Genomic DNA, 20,476 nt, shown 5'->3' on the forward strand with positions numbered 1-20,476 from the left:
ACCGTCGATCGTCCCACCGTTGCCAAATCAACGAACAACTGTATAAATACCCAGCCAGTCGGGCCGATGCGCCCATGTTTGACCGAACCGGACGTTCGATGCGCCAGGCCCTGGAAAACCCCTTCTATTACCTCGATAACTTTCGGCAGGTGCTTGCCTGGGTTGGCGAACGCCATGGCGACCTGCTGAACGACAACGAGTGCGCGTTTCTCGACCGATTCAGCCAAGTCTCCCAAGCATCACAGGCGTTACTGGTCCGCATGGTGATGCGCAAGGGGACGCTGTTTCGTGCCAGCAAGCTGCGCTATGCGGAGATCGGCTGCCCACTGGAGGCCGCCGCCTCGCTGATCGAGCACGGCTGGATCGATGTCGATCCGACGCTGGATCTGGTTCAGCTCTTCAGCCTGCTGAAAAAGGACGAGCTGATCAGAGTATTCGGTGCCGCAGCTTGTCGCGGTCAGCGTAAGAGCGACCTGCTAACGGCTCTGATGGCGGAACATGCCGAGCCCAAATCCTTCCGCAGTTGGTGTGAGGCGCTCGACGAGGTCGCCTTCGGACTGAACATCAGCGAGCTCAGTGACCGGCTGCGGTTGATGTTCTTCGGCAATATTCATCAGGACTGGACCGAGTTCGTGCTCGCTGACCTGGGCATCTTTCGCTACGAGCAGGTGAGCTTCTCCGCCGCTTCGCGCGCGTTCCACAGCCGCGACGAGGTGAACGCCTATCTGCATCTGCATCGTTGCCGCGAGCGCTTCGAGGCTGGCGAGGCGCCGGATCAGGTACTGGTCGATATTCCGAGCGCGCCCTACGCCAACGAGTGGCTGGAGCATCGGCGCGGGAAACTGCTCCTGAGCATCGGCCGCCAATGCGAGCGTATCGGCGACCTGAACCAGGCCCTGCGTCTGCATGCGTCCAATGTCTATCCCGGCGCGCGTGAACGAGCAATCAGGGTGCTCGAACGTTACGGTCAGCCCGAGGCAGCTTTGCAGGTGGCAAACGAAGCCCATGCCGCTCCCGAAAGCGAACATGAAGCCCAGCAGCTGCATCGCATCCTGCCACGCCTGCGCCGCGCCCTCGGTATGCCTGGTGTACGTCGCGTCACGGTAGCCGAAGCCGAGCGCATCGATCTGCTTCTGCCCAGACAACCAGGCCTGAGTGTTGAACATGCGGCGCGAGAGCATCTGTCACACAGCGAGGCGCCGGTTTACTACGTTGAGAATGGCCTGATCAATTCGCTTCTGGGCCTGCTGTGCTGGGACGCGATCTTCGCGCCGCTACCGGGCGCGTTCTTCCACCCGTTCCACGCGGCGCCGGCGGACCTCGCCCGACCGGACTTCTACAGCCGTCGGGCCGGGTTGTTCGACGAGTGCCTGGCCAAACTGAAAACTGGCGAATACCGCGACTGCATACGCCGGGTATATCAGGAGAAGTTTGGCGTTCAGTCGCACTTCGTCAGCTGGGGGCTGCTCGATGAGCAGCTGATGGAGCAAGCGCTGGCGTGCGTGACCGCTGAGCATCTGCGCGTGTGCTTTCAGCGCATCCTGCTCGACGTACCGAATCACCGCAGCGGGTTGCCAGACCTCATCCAGCTTTGGCCCGGCGAAGGTCGCTACCGGATGATCGAGGTGAAAGGCCCCGGAGATCGTCTACAGGACAATCAAAAGCGCTGGATTGACTTCGCCTTGCGTCACGCTATTCCCATCGCCGTCTGTTATGTGCAATGGGCCGAGGACACGCCTTGAGCTATCGCGTTGCGGTCCGCGCGCTGTGCGAGTTCACCGCCAAAGAGGGCGATCTGGACCTTCGCTTCACGCCCTCTCCCACCGCGCTGGAAGGCATGGCCGGGCATGCCACCGTTACCGCTCGCCGAGCGGAAGGTTACGAACGCGAGGTGGCGCTGGAAGGCCAGTATCTGGAACTGCTGGTTCGTGGCCGTGCGGATGGCTACGACCCCGCCCAGAACCGGCTGGAAGAAATCAAGACCCATCGCGGCGACCTTGCTCGACAGCCCGCCAACCACCGTCAGCTGCACTGGGCCCAGGCGAAGATCTACGGCTGGCTTCTTTGCGCATCACGCGCACTGGGCTCCCTGAATATCGCCTTGGTCTACTTCGAAGTCGCCAGCCAGAAGGAAACGGTACTGGTCGAGTCTTTCACCAGCGAAGAGCTACAGGCCTTCTTTGATACCCAGTGTCAGCGCTTTATCGCTTGGGCCGAGCAGGAACTGGAGCATCGGAATGAACGCAATCAGGCACTCACGACGCTGAAGTTTCCCCATGGGGAGTTTCGCCGGGGCCAGCGGCAACTGGCTGAAGCGGTGTACAAGGCGGCATGCACCGGAACGCATTTGATGGCGCAGGCGCCGACCGGCATCGGCAAGACCCTCGCCACGCTGTTCCCGCAACTGAAATCGTTTCCCGGCCAGCAACTGGACAAGCTGTTCTTCCTTACGGCGAAGACCTCCGGGCGGCAGCTGGCTTTGGATGCACTTCTCAGCCTTACGACGGGCTCCACGCCCCTGCGCGTGCTGGAACTGATCGCACGTGACAAGGCTTGCGAACACCCGGACAAGGCTTGCCACGGAGAATCCTGCCCGCTGGCTCGCGGCTTCTACGATCGGCTCCCCGCTGCGCGCGCAGCCGCCATCGCCCGCCCGATGCTCGATCGGCAGACGCTACGTGAGGTGGCCCTGGCGCATCAGGTCTGTCCTTACTACCTCAGCCAGGAACTGGCCCGTTGGGCCGATGTGGTGGTCGGCGATTACAACTATTACTTCGATCTGAGCGCCCTGCTCTACAGCCTGACATTGGTCAATCAATGGCGTGTCACCGTGCTGGTAGATGAAGCGCACAACCTGCTGGAACGCGGGCGAAGCATGTACACAGCCGAGCTTGATATTCGGAATTTCAAAGGCTTACGAACGGTATCTCCAAGTAACGTGAGAAAACCGATCGAGCGTATTTTGCGCTACTGGAGTGAGCTGCATAGCGCGCAGATCGACTGTTACCACGTTCATCCGGAACTGCCGCAGAAGCTCATCGGCGCGTTGCAGCAGGCCATTAGCGCAATCACGGATCATCTGGCCGAGCAACCGGCGGGCCTCGAACCAGCGGTGCAGAGAGCGTACTTCGATGCAATGCATTTCTGCCGCCTGGCGGAGCTGTTCGGGACGCATTCACTGTTTGACTGCACGTTGCTGCCGCAGCGTACCGCTCGCGCCGGCCGCGCATCGATTATCTGCATCCGCAACGTGTTGCCAGCCCCCTTTCTCGGCCCGCGCTTTCTCGAGGCACGGTCCTGCGTGCTGTTCTCTGCCACGCTCAACCCGAGACGGTTCTATTCCGACACCTTGGGGCTTCCGCCGAATCAGGTCTGGGTCGACGTTGAGTCACCCTTTCGTGCTGAGCAGCTGGAGGTTCGCCTGGCACGCCATATCTCCACGCGTTATCAGGATCGTGTTGCTTCACTGGAGACGATTGTCGAGTTGCTTGCACAGCAGTATCGCCAGCGCCCGGGCAACTACCTCGCGTTCTTCAGCAGTTTCGATTATCTGCAGCAGGTGACCAGTCTGCTGTCGGCCACCCATCCGGATCTCCCGATCTGGGAACAGACTCGTGGAATGGACGAACCTGCCCGCGTGGCATTCCTGGCGCGCTTTACTCGCGACAGCCGAGGCATCGGTTTCGCCGTATTGGGCGGCGTATTCTCCGAGGGGATCGATCTACCTGGGGACCGACTGATTGGCGCATTCATCGCCACGCTTGGTCTGCCCCAGGTCAATCGGGTCAACGAGCAGATGAAGGCCAGGATGGACCAGCTGTTCGGCACCGGCTACGACTACACCTACCTCTACCCCGGCTTGCGGAGAGTCGTACAGGCTGCTGGTCGGGTGATCCGCACCACGGATGATCAAGGCGTGGTGCATCTGCTGGACAATCGTTTTGCACGTGCACAGGTCAGACGACTTCTCCCCGATTGGTGGCATATTACGGAGTGATCCCTGAGTCATCGCATCTCCTGTTCTTTCGTGGCTGTCTAGCCCTGCGCATTGAGCGACACGTCGACCCCCCCTATTGACGTGGGGTAGAGTGATTAGACGAAGGTCGAAGGCCTAACAAATCTTTACAAATTACGTTGACAAGCTTCTGTGTGCCGCCATAATCCGATGCGTCGTATGACAACTGATAACAGTTTTGTCATGACAAGCGCTGTCCACGGCTGCGCTAGACCTCGCTCCATTCGGCCCACGGTTGAAAGAAGCGGACTACCAAAAAAAGGGAGCACAACAACAATGACCCCACGCAACCCCCTCTCTGCCGCCATATTCGCTGGCACGCTGACCATGGCGCTCGGCATTCCTGCCGTTGCTCACGCCGCAGACGGCTTTGTTGACGGCACCAAAGTCACGCTCAACGCCCGTAACTTTTACATCAACCGTAACTTCGTCGATCCGGCTTTCCCGAATGCACTGAATCCTCAGAATAAGGCCGAGGAATGGACGCAGAGCTTCATTCTTAACGTCCAGTCCGGCTACACCCCGGGCCCGATTGGTTTCGGCGTCGATACCTTGGCGATGCTGGCGGTCAAGCTCGACGGCGGTGGCGGCACGTACGGTACAGGCTTGTTACCTCGGCACAGCGATGGCAAACCTGCTGATAACTTCGGCCGTCTCGCCGTTGCCGCCAAAGCCAAGGTGTCCGAGACCGAGCTTCGCGTCGGTGAATGGCAGGTCGTGGTTCCGGTGCTCCGTGCAGACGATGGCCGCTCCCTCCCGCAAACCTTCCAGGGCGGCATGATTACGTCCAAAGAGATCAGCAACCTGGCGCTGTATGGTGGCCAGATGCGCCAGAACAGCACCCGTGACGACGCCAGCATGGAAGACATGTTCTTCGGTGGCGTGGGCTCCGATCGTTTCAACTTTGCCGGCGGTGAGTACTCCTTCACCGAGAAGACCAAAGTCGGCCTCTGGCATGCCCGCCTCGAAGACATCTATCAGCAGAACTATGTGCAGTTGCTTCATACCCAACCCTTGAGCGACAACCTCGCCTTCACCGCCAACCTCGGTTACTTCACCGGCAAGGAAGAAGGCAGCGCACTGGCTGGCGACCTGGACAACAAGACGTACTCGGGGCTGTTCGGTCTGCAAGCTGGCGCTCACACCTTCTATGTCGGTTTGCAGAAGGTCAGCGGCGATCAGTGGATGCGCGTCAACGGTACCAGCGGCGCCTCGCTGGCCAACGACAGCTTCAACTCCGCCTATGACGCAGCCGATGAGCGTTCCTGGCAGCTGCGCCATGACTTCAACTTTGCCGGTGTCGGCGTCCCTGGCCTGGTTCTGATGAACCGCTACATCAGCGGCGACAACATCACGACCGCCAGCGGCGAAGAAGGCAAAGAATGGGGCCGCGAGTCCGAGCTGGCTTATACCGTTCAAAACGGCGCGCTGAAGAACCTCAACATCAAATGGCGTAACTCCAGCATGCGTCGCGACAGCTCGTTCAGCCGTAACGAGTTCGACGAAAATCGTCTGATCTTCAACTACCCGATCTCGATTCTGTAAGCGTCACCACGCTGGACGCAACGCTCCTCGCTCCTGTTGCGGAAACTTTAGCCCGTCCTTGTGACGGGCTTTTTTTGCGTGATTTGAAGAACGATTACGGGTTTTGCCATGTGAAGTAAGGCAGCTGGAATCAACGCATCTCGTAATCGTGGGCGCGGGCTCCTACGGGGGTCTGGGGCGCTTTACCGCTATGCTCAGGAGTCGGCGCCAGTGCGTTTGATCTCCATCTGTAAACTGACCTGCATCGTTTCGCCGGGCGCCAATATCCGCATTCCGTTCGCGACCGGGTCGTCCATGCCGAGGGCATTGTTGGCGTGGGTTACAGGTTCCACCGCGAAGAAGCCCATCTCAACGGGTGGCGAGAACACGACAAGGTGATCGAGCGCCTCGCTGGCGTTCATGATCAGCGCCACGCCCTTGTCCGGCCAGCGTATGCATACCGGGCCCGTACGGCTGACGAAGCAATTGTCCAACCCCGGCTCCTGCAGCGTTCGGCCGCTGGAAAAGTCCCATTCTGCTGAAATCTTTGTCAGTTCCGCCGGCAGATTTTGCGTATCGTTTTGCCACACCGATTGCGCGCTGAACTGTAGCTCACAACCGTCGTGGCGAAGAAAGTACGGATGCCAACCAAGCCCCCCTGGGGCCGATCGGGTATCTGTGTTGCGCAGATTCAGAACGAGCGAAATGCCTTCTTCGCTGAGCTGAAGTCGATGCTCCAGTTCGAAGGCAAATGGCCAATCCGTCACCGCCTCATCCTCGGGCCGATGCGTGAGGCTGAGCACCAGGCTGTCTGAGCCCTGCTGCGTCACCGCCCATGCCCTTTTCCAGGCGACACCGTGAATGGGTAGCGGAAAATCAGGCGACGGTCGGTTCAGCGGATAACGCTGGCCGTCATGCACGAAGGCACCATCACCCACACGATTGGAAAACGGCGCCAAGACGAAACAGCCGGTCCTACGAACATTGTCAGAGCCGTCCCAGGGGCGCAGCAAGTCAATGCCATCGATGCTCAAGCGGGTGATCGCTCCGCCCAACGCCGGACAGACCGACAGCTGCAGTGGGCCATGCCGAAGCTCGATCTGGGTCAGGTTTGGTTGTGGGTCGGTCATGACTAACGCTCCTCTGACGAGCCGACGCTGCTCGCAGGTGTGAATGAAAAGTGGCGCTCCATACTCGCGGGTTTGTGGCTCGCGGTGTGGTAGCGCCATGGGGGGATTGCTCGAAAAGTGTCGCCCTGTCTTTTGGACGTGGGGTCGCGGCATGTGCCGCATTTATCTGAATCGGACAGGTAAGTGCGATCAGACCGTCGTCAGCAGTTCCCCGCACTCGAGAAACGCACGGAGATTCGCAAACAGCAATTCTTCCATCGCAAGCCGGGTTTCCTCGGTGGCGCTGCCGATATGCGGGAGCAGAACGACATTGGGCAGATCGAGCAGAGCCTGCGGCACCTTCGGCTCATGCGCATAGACATCCAGTCCGGCCCCGCCCAGGCGCCCTTCGAGTAGCGCTTCGACCAATGCCGGCTCATCCACCACGGAGCCGCGGGAGACGTTGACCAATATGCCCTTAGGGCCAAGCGCATCCAGCACCTCACGGCTGACGAGGTGGCGGGTGGCGTCCCCTCCCGGGCAGGCCAACACGAGAAAATCGCTCCAGCGAGCCATCTCGATCAGGCTCGCCTCGTAGCCGTAAGGGCTGCCTTCGACCGGCCGCCGGTTGTGGTAACGCACCTGCATATCGAAACCGTTGGAGCGCTTGGCAACTGCTTCGCCGATGCGCCCGAGGCCAACGATACCGAGACGTTTGCCGCTGACCCGGGTCCCCAGAGGCAGACCACCAGAAGGCCACTCGCCGGCACGAACGAACCGATCGGCACGCGACATTTTTCTCGCGCAATCGATAACCAGGCCGAACGCGAGGTCGGCCACACAGTCGTTGAGTACGTCCGGCGTGTTGCTCACCGGAATGCCGCGCGCCCGGGCTGCCGCCACATCGATCGCGTCGTAGCCGACACCGAAGCTCACGATCGCGCGTAGGTTGGGCAAGCGTTCGATCAGCGCCGCGTTGCAACCGAAACGGGCTGAGGTCACAACGATCTCGATGCGCTGAGCGTGGCTGTCGAGCAGCGCATCGGCGCCCGGCTCCCATAGCGCTAGTACTTCATGCTCCGCAGCCAGGCCGCGGTTGAAACGTTCGGTCAGTGGGCCGAGCTGAAGAATGCAGGTCATGTCATTGCCTCGTTGAAATCAGGTGCCGTGCGCAGTTCAGATCACCTTACCGACGTTCAGCAGGCTTCAGGGATCAAATCCGAACTTGAATGCACGCATCGGTTCGAAACCAGCGGACCCGGTGATGCATCCCCCCGCAATCCCCCTCGCTGACCGGACGCACCGCCGGCCGATCCGCCACGACAGACATCAGGTACTCCTGCGTGCTCGACATCGCCGAGGATGCCGACAGTGCCGAATCATGGCTTCCTGTACCGCCATTGAACGCGTCGGATAGTGTTCTGACTCAGCGGCACGCCGAAGCGGCGCGCCAGCATGACATCAGACGCGGGACGATCAGGTGATGGGCGCAGGGTTGAACAGGGTAATGTCGTTGTGCAGCTTGTGCTGCTCGGCGCAGGTCTGCTTGCGGCCGCTGGCGACGTCCAGATAGTAGTGGAACAACTCCCAGCCCAGTTCCTCGATGCTGGAGCGGCCGGTGGCGATGCGGCCGGCGTCCACGTCGATCAGATCGGGCCAGCGCTCAGCCAGTTCGGTACGGGTGGATACCTTGACTACCGGCGCCATGGCCAACCCGTAAGGCGTACCCCGCCCGGTCGTGAACACGTGCAGGTTCATCCCGGCTGCCAACTGCAACGTCCCACAAACGAAATCGCTGGCCGGCGTCGCGCAATAGATCAGCCCCTTGCCACTGAAACGCTCACCCGGACCCAGCACGCCGTTGATGGCGCTGCTGCCGGACTTGACGATGGAGCCCAGCGCCTTTTCAACAATATTGGATAAGCCGCCCTTCTTGTTGCCAGGCGTGGTGTTGGCGCTACGATCGGCGGCGCCGCGTTCGAGGTATTGGTCGTACCAATCCATTTCACGAACCAGCGCTTCGGCCACTTCGGGGGTTTCGGCGCGCGAGGTCAGCATGTAGATGGCATCGCGAACTTCCGTGACCTCAGAGAACATTACGGTCGCGCCCGCTCGAATCAGCAGGTCCGAGGCGTAACCCAGCGCGGGATTGGCTGTGATGCCGGAGAAGGCATCGCTACCGCCGCACTGCATGCCGAGGATCAGTTCAGCGGCCGGCACGGTCTCGCGCTGGCGGCGGTTGAGCTTCTGCAGACGCGCTTCGGCCAGCGCCATGATCTGCTCGATCATCTCGCCGAAACCGGTATTGGACTCCTGCAGGCGATACAGCCAGGGTTCTCTCAGGTCAACGGACGCATCGCCTTCGTGCATCACCTGTTCGGCCTGCAATTTCTCGCAGCCGAGGCTGATCACAAGCGCTTCGCCCCCCAGGTTGGGGTTTCGCGCCAGGTTGCGCACGGTGCGGATCGGGATATAGGCGTCTTTGGCATTGATCGCCACACCGCAGCCGTAACTGTGGGTCAGCGCTACCACGTCGTCGACGTTGGGATACTTGGGCAGCAACTCCTTACGGATGCGGGCGACGGCGTGATCGAGCACGCCGGTGACGCACTGCACGGTGGTGGTAATGCCGAGGATATTGCGTGTTCCCACAGTGCCATCGGCGTTGCGGTAGCCCTCGAAGGTGTAGCCCTCGAGCGGCTCGAGCCGAGCCGGGACAGCGTCGGCCATGGGCAGACTGTCGAGCGGCGGCGCCGATGGCATGCGCAACTGGGTTTCCTTCACCCATGAGCCGCGCGCAATAGGTTCCAGCGCATAACCGATGATCTGGCCATAACGGCGCACGGGCTGGTCGATGGCGATATCAACCAGCGCGACCTTGTGGCTCTGCGGTACCGACTCGACCGTGACCAACCCGTCCTCAAACCGCGCGCCGATTGGCACGCCACCGTCGTTGACCACTACCGCGACGTTATCCGCTTCGTTCAGGCGGATGTAACGAGGTGAATCTTGATGTTGAATCAGTTCAACGGTTTCGTTCATTTAGGTCTCCGGAATGGCCCGGTTATTGTTATCGAAGGCGTTGCGACTAGCTTTCCTTCGCGAGCAAGCTTGCTCCTACAAAAGCGGTGCTGCACAACCCTGTAGGAGCGACCTTGCTCGCGAATGGCGTCTCGGCTACGAGGCAGTCCTGTGGCATATCGCGAGCAAGCTCGCTCCTACGAAAAAGCGGTGCTGCATAACCCTGTAGGAGCGACCTTGGTCGCGAATCGCGAATGGCGTCTCGGCTACGAGGTGGCCTTGGGATCGTTCGCGAGCAAGCTCGCTCCTACAAGGACGCGGCTCAACGCACCATGCATGGCCGCTTGTTGTTGAATTTCCAATCCGGGATCAGGTACTGCATGGCGATGGCGTCGTCACGTGCACCAAGCCCCTTCTCCAGATACAACTCATGGGCCTTCTGCAGCGCATCCCGATCCAGCTCCACACCGAGCCCGGCCTTGGCCGGCACAGCCACTTTGCCACCGACGATCTGCAGCGGCTCGCGAGTCAGGTACTGACCATCCTGCCAGATCCAGTGGGTGTCGATCGCGGTGATCTTGCCCGGTGCGGCGGCCGCCACGTGCGTGAACATCGCCAGCGAGATATCGAAGTGGTTGTTCGAATGCGAGCCCCAGGTCAGGCCCCAATCGTGGCACATCTGCGCGACGCGTACTGAACCGCTCATGGTCCAAAAATGCGGGTCGGCCAGCGGAATGTCCACCGACTGCAATTGGATCGTGTGGCCCATCTGCCGCCAATCGGTGGCAATCATATTGGTCGCGGTCGGCAACCCTGTGGCGCGGCGGAACTCGGCCATCACCTCGCGGCCGGAATAGCCGTTCTCGGCGCCGCAGGGGTCTTCGGCATAGGCCAGCACGCCGTGCAGGTCCTTGCACAGATCGATCGCTTCGGCCAGCGACCAGGCACCGTTGGGGTCGAGCGTGATGCGCGCATCGGGGAAGCGCTCGGCCAACGCGCGGATGGCCCTCACCTCCTGGCTGCCCGGCAGTACGCCGCCCTTGAGTTTGAAATCCTTGAAGCCGTAACGCTCATAGGCCGCTTCGGCTTGGCGCACCACGGCTTCCGGCGTCAGCGCTTCTTCGTTACGTATACGGAACCAGGCGTCGCTGGCGTCCGATTCACCGCGGTAGCCGAGGTCGGTCTTGTTGCGGTCAGCGATGTAGAACAAATAGCCCAGCATCTCGACTTCGTCACGCTGTTGGCCATCACCCAGCAGTGCGGCAACCGGCACGCCAAGGTGCTGGCCCAGCAGGTCGAGCAATGCCGATTCCAATGCGGTGATGGCATGGATGGCGATGCGCAGATCGAAGGTCTGCAAGCCGCGACCACCCACATCGCGATCAGCGAAGGCCTTGCGCGCCTGGTTCAGCAAGCCGTTGAAGTTGCCTACCGATTGCCCGACAAGAATGCTCCGAGCATCTTCCAGGGTCTGGCGAATCGCCTCGCCACCGGGGACCTCGCCGACACCCGTGTTGCCGGCGCTGTCCTTGAGAATGAGAATGTTGCGGGTGAAATACGGACCATGGGCGCCACTCAGGTTGAGCAGCATGCTGTCCTGACCAGCGACCGGAACCACCTGAAGCTCGGTGACGACCGGAGCGCCTTGATGCACTGGGTTGTTCATACGCATCTCTCTATTGTTCTTATGGTCCGACGTTGCGGAAAAACCTTCGTTGCCCAACGACGCGATCCGGCTGGGTTCACCGGATCGCCCCCCTCGAGCGCACCGGCTGTCAGCCGATGTAGGTGGTCTTCACCGTGGTGTAGAACTCCTGGGCGTAGCGCCCCTGCTCGCGTGGGCCGTAGGACGAGCCTTTGCGGCCACCGAACGGCACGTGGTAGTCCACGCCTGCGGTCGGCAGGTTGACCATCACCATCCCAGCCTGGGAATGGCGCTTGAAGTGGTTGGCGTACTTCAGCGAAGTGGTGCAGATGCCTGCGGACAAACCGAACTCAGTGTCGTTGGCTATCGCAAGCGCCTCATCGTAGTCCTTGACCTTCACCACGTTGGCCACCGGCCCGAAGATCTCTTCACGGCTGATTCGCATGTCTGGTTTGCTGTCGACGAACAGCGTCGGCGCGAGGAAGTAGCCTTCGGTGCCGCAGCTGACACGCTCGCCACCACAGGCCAGACGTGCGCCCTCTTCCTTGCCAATCTCGATGTAGCGCAGATCCTGCTCAAGCTGTGCTTGGGACACCACGGGGCCAACATCGACCCCCTTCTCCAGTGCAGAACCCACCTTAATCTTCTTGATGCGCTCGACCATAGCTTCGACGAAACGGTCGTAGATGCCTTCGGTCACGATGATCCGACTGGACGCGGTGCAACGCTGGCCAGTCGAATAGAACGCGCTCTGGGTGGCCAGTTCAACGGCAGTGTTGAGATCGGCGTCATCGAGGATGATCTGAGGATTCTTGCCGCCCATCTCCAGCTGAACCTTGGCCTGACGGCCTACGCAAGTCGCTGCGATGCCGCGACCAACACCTACCGAACCGGTGAAGCTGACGCCATCGACGCGCTTGTCGTTGACGATGGCTTCGCCGACTTCGCGGCCCTTACCCATCACTAGATTGAACACGCCAGCCGGGAAGCCGGAGCGCGAAATGATTTCAGCAATCGCCCAGGCACAACCGGGCACCAGATCAGCGGGCTTGATGACCACGCAATTGCCGTAGGCCAGCGCCGGTGCGATCTTCCAGGCAGGAATGGCGATCGGGAAATTCCACGGCGTGATCAGACCGATAACGCCCAGCGGCTCGCGGGTCACTTCAACGCTCACACCCGGACGAACCGACTGTAGCGTCTCGCCGGCCTGGCGAAGACATTCACCGGCGAAGTACTTGAAGATGTTGCCGGCACGAGACACCTCACCGATGGCTTCCGGCAGCGTCTTGCCTTCTTCACGAGCCAGTAGATTGCCCAGCTCTTCGCGGCGGGCGAGGATTTCCAGACCAACTTTCTCCAGCGCATCGGCGCGGGCCTGAATGCCGGATGTCGACCAGGCAGGGAATGCCTTTCGAGCGGCGGCGATGGCGGTTTCAACCTGCGCGGCATCCGCCTGGGCGTATTCGCCGATCACGTCCGAAAGGTCGGATGGATTGATGTTGGCCTGATAGTTCTTGCCAGCTACCCACTGACCATCAATGTAATTGTCATAACGTTTTGTGGCTGCCACGTAACGCTCTCCTTCGTGAGGTCCGCCGCGAGCGCCCAATAGCAATGGTCGGCATCTCTGGCGGCGGGTGGGGCGAGTGATAGGTCGGGCGTACCGTTATTGGGCGCCCTGCTTTTCGATAAGCGCGGCGAGTGCTTCGTACTCGTCCGGGCGCAGGTCGGTCAGTGGCGCACGCACAGGCCCGGCGTCGTATCCGGAGATCCTGGCGCCTGCCTTGACGATACTGACTGCATAGCCTTTGCAGCGATTACGAATATCGAGATAGGGAAGGAAGAAATCGTCGATCAGCCGGCCGATCGTTTCATGGTCGTCGCGCGAAACGGCGCGATAGAAATCCATCGCCATTTTGGGAACGAAATTGAATACCGCCGAGGAGTAGACCGGTACGCCGAGGGCCTTGTAGGCCGCTGCGTACACCTCTGCGGTAGGCAGACCACCGAGGTAGGTCAGGCGATCCCCCAGACGGCGGCGGATAGAGACCATTAGCTCGATATCGCCCAGACCATCCTTGTAACCGATCAGGTTCGGGCAACGCTCGGCCAGTTGCTCCAGCAGCGGCGCGGTCAGGCGGCAGACGTTGCGGTTGTAGACCACCACGCCGATGTCGACTGATTTGCACACTTCTTCGACGTGGCAGGCAACCCCCTCCTGACTGGCTTCGGTCAGGTAATGTGGCAGCAGTAGCAGACCCTTCGCGCCCAGGCGCTCGGCTTCCTGGGCGTAGGCAATAGCCTGACGAGTCGGGCCGCCAACGCCGGCGAGAATCGGAACCTGGCCCGCACAGGTATCGACTGCGGTCTTGATGACGTCCGGATATTCCTGGGGCGTCAGCGAAAAGAATTCGCCGGTGCCGCCCGCGGCGAACAGCGCCGTCGCGCCATAGGGCGCCAGCCATTCCAATCTCTTGATATACCCGGCGCGGTTGAAGTCGCCTTGCTGGTCAAAGTCGGTAACCGGGAAAGACAGCAGACCTGAGGAAAGGATGGCCTTCAGTTCTTGTGGGTTCATTGTTTGAGCATCCTGTGAAGCTATCGGTATGGAGTTCGGGCCGCAGCCTTGGAGATACGTTATCGTACAACAACAAGAGGCGCCACCTGTTTGTTGAAGATTTTCCCGCTAGCTATCGCGAGCGGCTTCCGTTGATAGTTGACCACTCACGAGCACAGGCATCGGTTCGGTTGTCCGAAAATATCGCAACCGCACAAGCTGGAGGCGTCAGCGAAACCCCGGTGTAGGCCGTCAAGCAGGAATGAGCCGATCACGATGTTTCAATCGTTTGACATCCTTTCGTGGCACTGCTAAAAAATCACCAAGTCATATGACAACGTATGACAGATACAAGTAGAGCTCAAAAGCCATGAACTTCTCCGCATCGTCTCGCGCGTTGTCACAGCCGCCCTCCTCTGCGCCGAACCACTATTTGCAGCAGGCGCATCGCACCTGGCGAGTATGTACCGTGGCCACGCGTGCCACAGCGACACGCCACCACCTACCACATTACGCATTCACTGCCAGGAGGAGTCGGTCGCCCATCGCCGCCGGCTGCCTCGCTCTTTCGAACATTCAGGCACGCGCATAACACGAAGGACGCGCCTGGCAAATCATTCACGATTAATCCTCTCCTACAACAATAAGCAGGAGCTACACAGCAGATGCTAGACGCAAAGATGGTGACCCCGGCGGTAACCGAGATGCAGGTCATTCCGGTAGCAGGTTACGACAGCATGCTGTTGAACCTGTGTGGTGCCCATGCCCCGTACTTCACGCGAAATCTAGTGATCCTCAAGGACAGCGCCGGCCGCACCGGTATGGGCGAGGTTCCGGGTGGTGAAGGCATCCGCCAGGCCCTTGAGCGCACCAAGGGACTGGTCATCGGGCAGCCAATCGGCCGCTACAACCGGGTGCTGAATGCGTTGCGTCACGCCATCGCTGGCGGTTCTGCCCGCGGCCCGCAGACTACACAGCATCAGGTGACCTCAGACGCAGAGGCCGCCGTATTGCAGCAGCCGCACGAGATCAACCTGCGACTGGACAATGTCATTACCGCGGTTGAAGCCGCTCTCCTCGATCTGCTCGGCCAGCACCTTGACGTGCCGGTCGCGGAACTGCTCGGCAGCGGTCAGCAGCGCAACAGCGTGCCGATGCTGGCATACCTTTTCTATATAGGTGATCGCACCCGCACTGACCTGCCCTACCTCGCTGGTACCGGGTCGGCGGATGACTGGTATCACCTGCGCCACCAGCAGGCGATAACCCCGGAGTCGATTGTGCGGCTGGCCGAGGCGGCGACGGCGCGCTACGGCTTTAAAGACTTCAAGCTCAAGGGAGGCGTCATGCGAGGCGACCAAGAAATGCAGGCAATCGCTGGCATCAAGGCGCGCTTCCCAGACTCCCGCGTAACCCTGGACCCCAACGGAGCCTGGTCACTGGACGAGGCCATCAGGCTGTGCAAGGGCCAGGGGCACATCCTGTCCTACGCCGAAGATCCCTGCGGTCCGGAAAACGGCTACTCGGGCCGCGAGATCATGGCCGAATTCAAGCGTGCCACCGGCATTCCCACCGCGACCAACATGGTCGCCACTGACTGGCGGCAGATGGGGCATTCGCTGCGTCTCGAAGCGGTCGACATTCCGCTGGCTGACCCTCATTTCTGGACCATGCAGGGCTCGGTGAGGCTGGCTCAGATGTGCGAGCAGTTCAGCCTGACCTGGGGCTCGCATTCCAATAATCACTTCGACGTATCGCTGGCGATGTTTACCCATGCCGCTGCAGCTGCGCCCGGCAACATCACGGCGATCGACACCCACTGGATCTGGCAGGAAGGCCAAGAGCGCCTGACTTGCGAACCGCTGCAGATCGCTGGCGGTGAGGTTCAAGTGCCAGACAAACCGGGCCTGGGTATCGAACCGGACATGGACCGGATCATGGCCGCGCACGAGCTCTACAACAAAGTCGCCACTGGTGTCCGTGACGATGCCATGGCCATGCAGTACCTGGTGCCTGGCTGGAAATACGATCCCAAGCAACCAAGCCTGGGGCGTCAGTAACCTCCAAAAAAACAAGACAAACAAAGCGCCGCAACCCAACCATCGGAGAGACCCACAATGAAAAAAGCTATCAGCGCCTCCCTTGTTTCCGCCGTATTGGCAACCGCCGTCAGCGGTGCCTATGCCGCCGAAACCGAGTGGCCCACTCGTCCGGTACAGGTCGTGGTCATTGCTAATGCCGGCGGCGACACCGACTTCAATGCACGCACCATGGCCAAGTACTTCACCAAGATCACTGGCGAAGCGATGGTCATTACCAACGTTGCCGGTGGCGGCGGCACCTTGGCTGCCGAGCAGGTCAAGCAGGCCGATCCGGATGGCAACACCATCCTTTTCACCCATACCGGGCAGATGATCGTCAACGAGGTGGCTGGCCTGACCGAAGACAGCCTGGATGCCTTCGATATTTGCTGCATCGCGGGTGTCGACAAGGGCACTGTGTTTGTCGCGTCGAAAAGCTCGGGCCTGAAATCGCTGGAAGACCTGATTTCAAAATCCAAGGCTGAACCCAGCAGCGTTACCTATGGCACCGAGATGGGCAGCTATTCGCACCTGCAGGGCCTGATGTTTGAAGGCCTGACCGACACCAAGCTGAAGATGGTCGATGCCGGCACGGTGTCGGAAAAAGTCGTCGCTTTGCTGGGCAACCGTATTGATCTAGCCGCGATCAGCTACGGATCGGTACAGGACTACGTGACCAGCGGTGAAATGGTTGCTCTGGGCCAACCCAACGAAGAGCGCAACCCGCTGCTTGGCGACGTGCCGACGTTCAAGGAACAAGGCGTCGATTTCGTCATGGAGAAGCCGTACATCGTGGCGTTCCCGGACGGCACCGATCCGGCGATCATCGAAAAGATGGCTGGCATCGTGAAGCAGATCACCGAGATGCCGGAGTACTCCGAGGAACTGCGCAAAACCTTCAAGCAACCAGTGAGCTACTTCGCCACCGAGCCCTCCATCGAGCGCCTGCAGAAGACCCGCGATGAGTTCATGCAATACAAGGATGAGCTGCGCCAGCGCTAATAGACACCGCAACGTCATGCCGGGCGCAATCGCGCCCGGCAGCCTTCCCTTCCAGACGAGATCCGCCCCATGGATACCTATAAGAGAAAGGAGTTACTCGTCGGAGCCCTGATGCTGGGTGCCGGCCTGTTCTACCTGTTCCTGACTATTAATCTTCCGCGAAAAGGCTTTATCGACGCTTCGACCGTACCCTACGTTTTATCCGTCGGGCTGTGCCTGCTGGGCGCATTACAACTGCTCACTGCGACGAAGGCGACACAGCTCGCGGCCGATCCTGATGCAGAAAACGAGCCCTCCGAGAAAAAACCTGACTACCCCACCGTTTTCAAAACGCTGGGGCTGATTGCCGTCTACGTCGCACTGCTACAAAAGGTCGGCTTCCCGATCATGACGGTGCTTTATCTGTATGCGCAGTTCATCGTGATCACGCCACGTGAACAAAAGATCAACCACCTCGCCTATATCGTGATTTCGGTCGTGGCATCGGCAGTCATTTTCGTCACCTTCCGCCAGGGCTTCGATCTGATGCTCCCGACTGGCTTTCTGAAATTCTAGGAGACGGAACATGTTCGAACTTCTCCAGGCCGGCTTCGGCGCCGTCTTCTCCCCCTACATATTTATCCTGATCACGCTCGGCGTCGCTGTCGGTATCGTCTTCGGTGCGGTTCCAGGACTTTCCGCGACCATGGCCATCGCCCTGTGCCTGCCATTGACCTACGCGATGGGGCCCGCCGCCGGTCTGTCGCTGCTGGTTGCGCTATTCATCGGCGCCACATCAGGCGGCTTGATATCGGCAATTCTGCTGAAGATCCCAGGAACCCCCGCCTCCATCGCCACCACCTTCGATGGCGGGCCGATGATGGACAAGGGCGAGGGCATGAAGGCTCTCGGGGTGGGTGTGGTGTTCTCTTTCCTAGGCACCATTTTCAGTATCGTCGCCCTGTTATCCATTGCCCCCTCGCTGGCGAAGGTCGCCTTGCGCTTCGGCCCTCATGAATACTTCGCCATCGCAATCTTCTCGCTGACGCTGATCGCCACGCTGTCGACCGGGTCTCTGCTCAAGGGCATCTATGCGGGCACCTTGGGGTTTGCCTTTTCCACTGTCGGCATCGCGCCTGTCGATGCGATTCGCCGCTTCACCTTCGACTCCCCCAACCTGAACGGCGGCTTCGCCATGTTGACGGTGATGATCGGCATGTTCGCGGTGGCAGAGGTCATCAAGATCGCCGAAACCGGCCGCTCTGCGCACAAGACTCAAATTGCCTCGGTGAGCATGAAGAACGTCAAGGGTTTCGGCTTTTCACTGAAGGAGTTCTTCGGGCAGATCCCCAACGCGTTCCGCTCGGCGCTGATCGGGATTGGGATCGGCATTCTGCCCGGGATAGGTGCCGGCACCTCGAACATCGTGTCCTACATCATCGCCAAGAAGCGCTCCAAGCATCCCGAACAGTTCGGTAAGGGAGCGGTCGAGGGCGTTGTTGCCAGCGAAACTGCCAACAACGCCGGCATCGGTAGCGCCATGATTCCGCTGATGACGCTCGGCATTCCTGGCGACACCGTTACCGCGATCCTGCTTGGCGGCTTCATGATCCATGGGATTCAGCCCGGACCGCTGTTGTTCATCAGCCAGGGTGCGCTGGTCTACACCATCTTCGCCGCGCTGATCCTGGCTTCGGTGCTGATGCTGGTTCTGGAGTTTTATGGATTACGGATGTTCATCAAGCTGTTGGCGGTGCCCAAGCACATTCTTCTACCGATCATCCTGGTGTTGTGTGTGGTGGGTGCGTTTGGCCTGAGCAGTCGCCTGTTCGATGTATGGACCATTCTGCTGTTCGGTCTGATCGGCTATGGGTTCGTCAAAGGTGGAATGCCGGCCGCGCCATTCATCATCGGTTTCATCCTGGGGCCGATGGCCGAAACCAATCTACGTCGCGGATTGATGTTGTCTGATGGCAGTTTCATGGGTTTCCTCGCCAACCCGATCTCGGCAGCCTTTCTGGCGCTGGCCCTGCTGTCCGTGCTTTGGCATCTATTTAGCGCACTACGCGGACGTAAGGGTGCGGTGGCCACGCTGCAGGCGCCTGAACGCACGACGCCCGCCAAAACGGGTGTCGATGGGTAAAGCGCCGTACTTCACCGCGGCCACACGCAGCGAGCCCCGCTTAGCCTTGGCGGGGTTTCGTTTTTCTTCTGCGGCGATATCTTTTGGGGCTCCTCTCCCCCTACCCTCTACACGGTATCCAGCACTGACGCGCGTCGTCGATCACCGCAAGCAGGACGCCAAAGGCACCTTCAGGCTCGTTTAGCCCCGCTATAACTCGCTCCGCAGCGCTTGCGACGTCGTCATACAACGTCAAGAAGTAGCCGAACCCTAAATCAGTGCCCATTGCGTGCAGGAGCCCCTCGACTTTAGTGGTATGTGCAAGCCTTGCGTGGGCGACTAGCGTGGCGGCTGAGGTTCAGGGAACTACTTGTAAGAACAAGGGTGTGGCCGTTTTTGAAAGGCCGCGCAAGCGGCAAAGAATAGATTTCCGGCATGATCATTGACGATCGGAGATTTGGGTCAGCGGGTTGACAACTCTCTGGCTGGCGCAAATAATCGAGCCCAGTCATATGACAACCGATGACATCAAGAACAATAAGCGACGGGCAGACCTACTATGACAAGCACGACGATCAGTCCCACACCCTTCAATCGCCTCCTGCTGACAGGCGCGGCAGGGGGATTGGGTAAGGTATTACGCGAAACGCTTCGCCCTTACGCCAACATTCTTCGCCTTTCCGACATCGCCCCGATGGACCCCGCCGCCGGACCACATGAAGAAGTCGTGCCCTGCGACCTCTCAGACAAAGCTGCCGTACATGCACTCTGCGAAGGCGTTGATGCCATTGCACACTTTGGCGGCGTGTCAGTCGAGCGGCCCTTCGAAGAAATCCTCGAAGCGAACATCCGCGGTGTATTTCACATCTACGAAGCCGCACGCCAACACGGCATCAAGCGCGTTATCTTCGCCAGCTCCAACCATGTGATCGGCTTCTACAAGCAGACCGAAAAGATCGACGCCAGTGTCGCCCGGCGCCCGGACAGCTACTACGGCCTGTCCAAATCCTATGGCGAAGACATGGCGAGTTTCTACTTCGATCGATATGGCATCGAGACCGTCAGCATCCGCATCGGCTCGTCCTTTCCCGAGCCGCTCAACCGTCGAATGATGGCCACCTGGCTCAGCTATCGCGACCTGACCGATCTGATCGAGCGTTCGTTGTTCACGGCAAATGTCGGCCACACGGTGGTCTACGGTGCGTCGGCGAACCGTGACGTCTGGTGGGACAACCACATGGCGGCGCACCTAGGCTTCGAGCCCAAGGACAGCTCCGAGGTATTCCGCAGCAAAGTCGAAGCTCAGCCACCCTATGCAGCCAACGATCCGGCTGCGATCTACCAGGGCGGCGCGTTCTGCGAAGCAGGCCCATTCGACGAGTGATCCTTCCGCCACGCCGCGAACAACAACAAGAGAA

14 protein-coding genes are annotated in these 20,476 nt (G+C 60.1%); 8 read left to right on the plus strand and 6 right to left on the minus strand.

Going from position 1 to position 20,476, the window contains the following annotated elements:
- Nucleotides 1-98 precede the first annotated feature (98 nt).
- From DQ405_RS11965 to DQ405_RS11975, 3 genes are all read left to right on the plus strand, one after another.
- A complete protein-coding gene (locus tag DQ405_RS11965; protein ID WP_168424569.1) occupies nucleotides 99-1,742 on the plus strand; it encodes a VRR-NUC domain-containing protein in 1,644 nt (547 codons plus the stop codon).
- Nucleotides 1,739-3,997: an ATP-dependent DNA helicase gene (locus DQ405_RS11970; RefSeq protein WP_168424437.1), complete on the plus strand. Its 2,259-nt coding sequence runs from the start codon at nucleotides 1,739-1,741 to the stop codon at nucleotides 3,995-3,997. Before DQ405_RS11965 ends, DQ405_RS11970 begins: the two co-directional genes overlap by 4 nt.
- A gap of 294 nt (nucleotides 3,998-4,291) precedes the next feature.
- A complete protein-coding gene (locus DQ405_RS11975) occupies nucleotides 4,292-5,560 on the plus strand; it encodes an OprD family porin (RefSeq protein WP_168424438.1) in 1,269 nt (422 codons plus the stop codon).
- Between the two features lie 194 nt (nucleotides 5,561-5,754).
- On the opposite strand, the gene DQ405_RS11980 is transcribed toward DQ405_RS11975, so the two are convergent.
- From DQ405_RS11980 to kdgD, 6 genes are all read right to left on the minus strand, one after another.
- Nucleotides 5,755-6,669 carry an aldose 1-epimerase gene (locus DQ405_RS11980; protein ID WP_168424439.1) on the minus strand — a complete coding sequence of 305 codons (915 nt, stop codon included), beginning with the start codon at nucleotides 6,667-6,669 and terminating at the stop codon, nucleotides 5,755-5,757.
- A gap of 189 nt (nucleotides 6,670-6,858) precedes the next feature.
- Complete coding sequence (locus DQ405_RS11985; protein WP_168424440.1) at nucleotides 6,859-7,788, minus strand: 2-hydroxyacid dehydrogenase; 930 nt, start codon at nucleotides 7,786-7,788, stop codon at nucleotides 6,859-6,861.
- Nucleotides 7,789-8,124: 336 nt separating this feature from the next.
- Nucleotides 8,125-9,690, minus strand: coding sequence for a galactarate dehydratase (gene garD / locus DQ405_RS11990; protein ID WP_168424441.1), 1,566 nt, complete (start codon nucleotides 9,688-9,690; stop codon nucleotides 8,125-8,127).
- 301 nt (nucleotides 9,691-9,991) lie between these two features.
- Nucleotides 9,992-11,335, minus strand: coding sequence for a glucarate dehydratase (gene gudD / locus DQ405_RS11995; protein WP_174824671.1), 1,344 nt, complete (start codon nucleotides 11,333-11,335; stop codon nucleotides 9,992-9,994).
- A gap of 109 nt (nucleotides 11,336-11,444) precedes the next feature.
- Entirely contained in the window at nucleotides 11,445-12,887 is a 1,443-nt protein-coding gene (locus tag DQ405_RS12000; RefSeq protein WP_168424443.1) for an aldehyde dehydrogenase family protein, read from the minus strand.
- A 96-nt stretch (nucleotides 12,888-12,983) separates the two neighbouring features.
- The gene (gene kdgD / locus DQ405_RS12005) at nucleotides 12,984-13,895 is read right to left on the minus strand and encodes a 5-dehydro-4-deoxyglucarate dehydratase (protein WP_168424444.1); all 912 of its coding nucleotides are present in this window, start codon (nucleotides 13,893-13,895) and stop codon (nucleotides 12,984-12,986) included.
- A 644-nt stretch (nucleotides 13,896-14,539) separates the two neighbouring features.
- Between kdgD and DQ405_RS12010 the strand changes: the two genes are divergently transcribed.
- From DQ405_RS12010 to DQ405_RS12030, 5 genes are all read left to right on the plus strand, one after another.
- Nucleotides 14,540-15,934 (plus strand): enolase C-terminal domain-like protein, encoded by a 1,395-nt coding sequence (locus DQ405_RS12010; RefSeq protein WP_168424445.1) that lies wholly within the window; start codon nucleotides 14,540-14,542, stop codon nucleotides 15,932-15,934.
- Nucleotides 15,935-15,991: 57 nt separating this feature from the next.
- Complete coding sequence (locus tag DQ405_RS12015) at nucleotides 15,992-16,957, plus strand: tripartite tricarboxylate transporter substrate binding protein (RefSeq protein WP_168424446.1); 966 nt, start codon at nucleotides 15,992-15,994, stop codon at nucleotides 16,955-16,957.
- 69 nt (nucleotides 16,958-17,026) lie between these two features.
- On the plus strand, nucleotides 17,027-17,512 hold the full coding sequence (locus DQ405_RS12020; protein ID WP_168424447.1) for a tripartite tricarboxylate transporter TctB family protein: 486 nt from the start codon (nucleotides 17,027-17,029) through the stop codon (nucleotides 17,510-17,512).
- 10 nt (nucleotides 17,513-17,522) lie between these two features.
- Nucleotides 17,523-19,079, plus strand: coding sequence for a tripartite tricarboxylate transporter permease (locus tag DQ405_RS12025; RefSeq protein WP_168424448.1), 1,557 nt, complete (start codon nucleotides 17,523-17,525; stop codon nucleotides 19,077-19,079).
- Nucleotides 19,080-19,617: 538 nt separating this feature from the next.
- The gene (locus tag DQ405_RS12030) at nucleotides 19,618-20,442 is read left to right on the plus strand and encodes an NAD-dependent epimerase/dehydratase family protein (protein WP_168424449.1); all 825 of its coding nucleotides are present in this window, start codon (nucleotides 19,618-19,620) and stop codon (nucleotides 20,440-20,442) included.
- Nucleotides 20,443-20,476 lie beyond the last annotated feature (34 nt).

Source organism: Pseudomonas sp. SST3 (genome assembly GCF_003325755.1).

What these genes read in the sequence shown, in the direction of transcription:
- DQ405_RS12030 (WP_168424449.1), top strand. Translation starts at nt 19,618, where the DNA reads ATGACAAGCACGACGATCAGTCCCACACCCTTCAATCGCCTCCTGCTG.
- kdgD (WP_168424444.1), bottom strand. Translation starts at nt 13,895, where the DNA reads ATGAACCCACAAGAACTGAAGGCCATCCTTTCCTCAGGTCTGCTGTCT.
- DQ405_RS12010 (WP_168424445.1), top strand. Translation starts at nt 14,540, where the DNA reads ATGCTAGACGCAAAGATGGTGACCCCGGCGGTAACCGAGATGCAGGTC.
- garD (WP_168424441.1), bottom strand. Translation starts at nt 9,690, where the DNA reads ATGAACGAAACCGTTGAACTGATTCAACATCAAGATTCACCTCGTTAC.
- DQ405_RS11965 (WP_168424569.1), top strand. Translation starts at nt 99, where the DNA reads ATGCGCCAGGCCCTGGAAAACCCCTTCTATTACCTCGATAACTTTCGG.
- DQ405_RS11985 (WP_168424440.1), bottom strand. Translation starts at nt 7,788, where the DNA reads ATGACCTGCATTCTTCAGCTCGGCCCACTGACCGAACGTTTCAACCGC.
- DQ405_RS11980 (WP_168424439.1), bottom strand. Translation starts at nt 6,669, where the DNA reads ATGACCGACCCACAACCAAACCTGACCCAGATCGAGCTTCGGCATGGC.
- DQ405_RS12020 (WP_168424447.1), top strand. Translation starts at nt 17,027, where the DNA reads ATGGATACCTATAAGAGAAAGGAGTTACTCGTCGGAGCCCTGATGCTG.
- DQ405_RS12025 (WP_168424448.1), top strand. Translation starts at nt 17,523, where the DNA reads ATGTTCGAACTTCTCCAGGCCGGCTTCGGCGCCGTCTTCTCCCCCTAC.
- DQ405_RS11975 (WP_168424438.1), top strand. Translation starts at nt 4,292, where the DNA reads ATGACCCCACGCAACCCCCTCTCTGCCGCCATATTCGCTGGCACGCTG.
- gudD (WP_174824671.1), bottom strand. Translation starts at nt 11,335, where the DNA reads ATGAACAACCCAGTGCATCAAGGCGCTCCGGTCGTCACCGAGCTTCAG.
- DQ405_RS12015 (WP_168424446.1), top strand. Translation starts at nt 15,992, where the DNA reads ATGAAAAAAGCTATCAGCGCCTCCCTTGTTTCCGCCGTATTGGCAACC.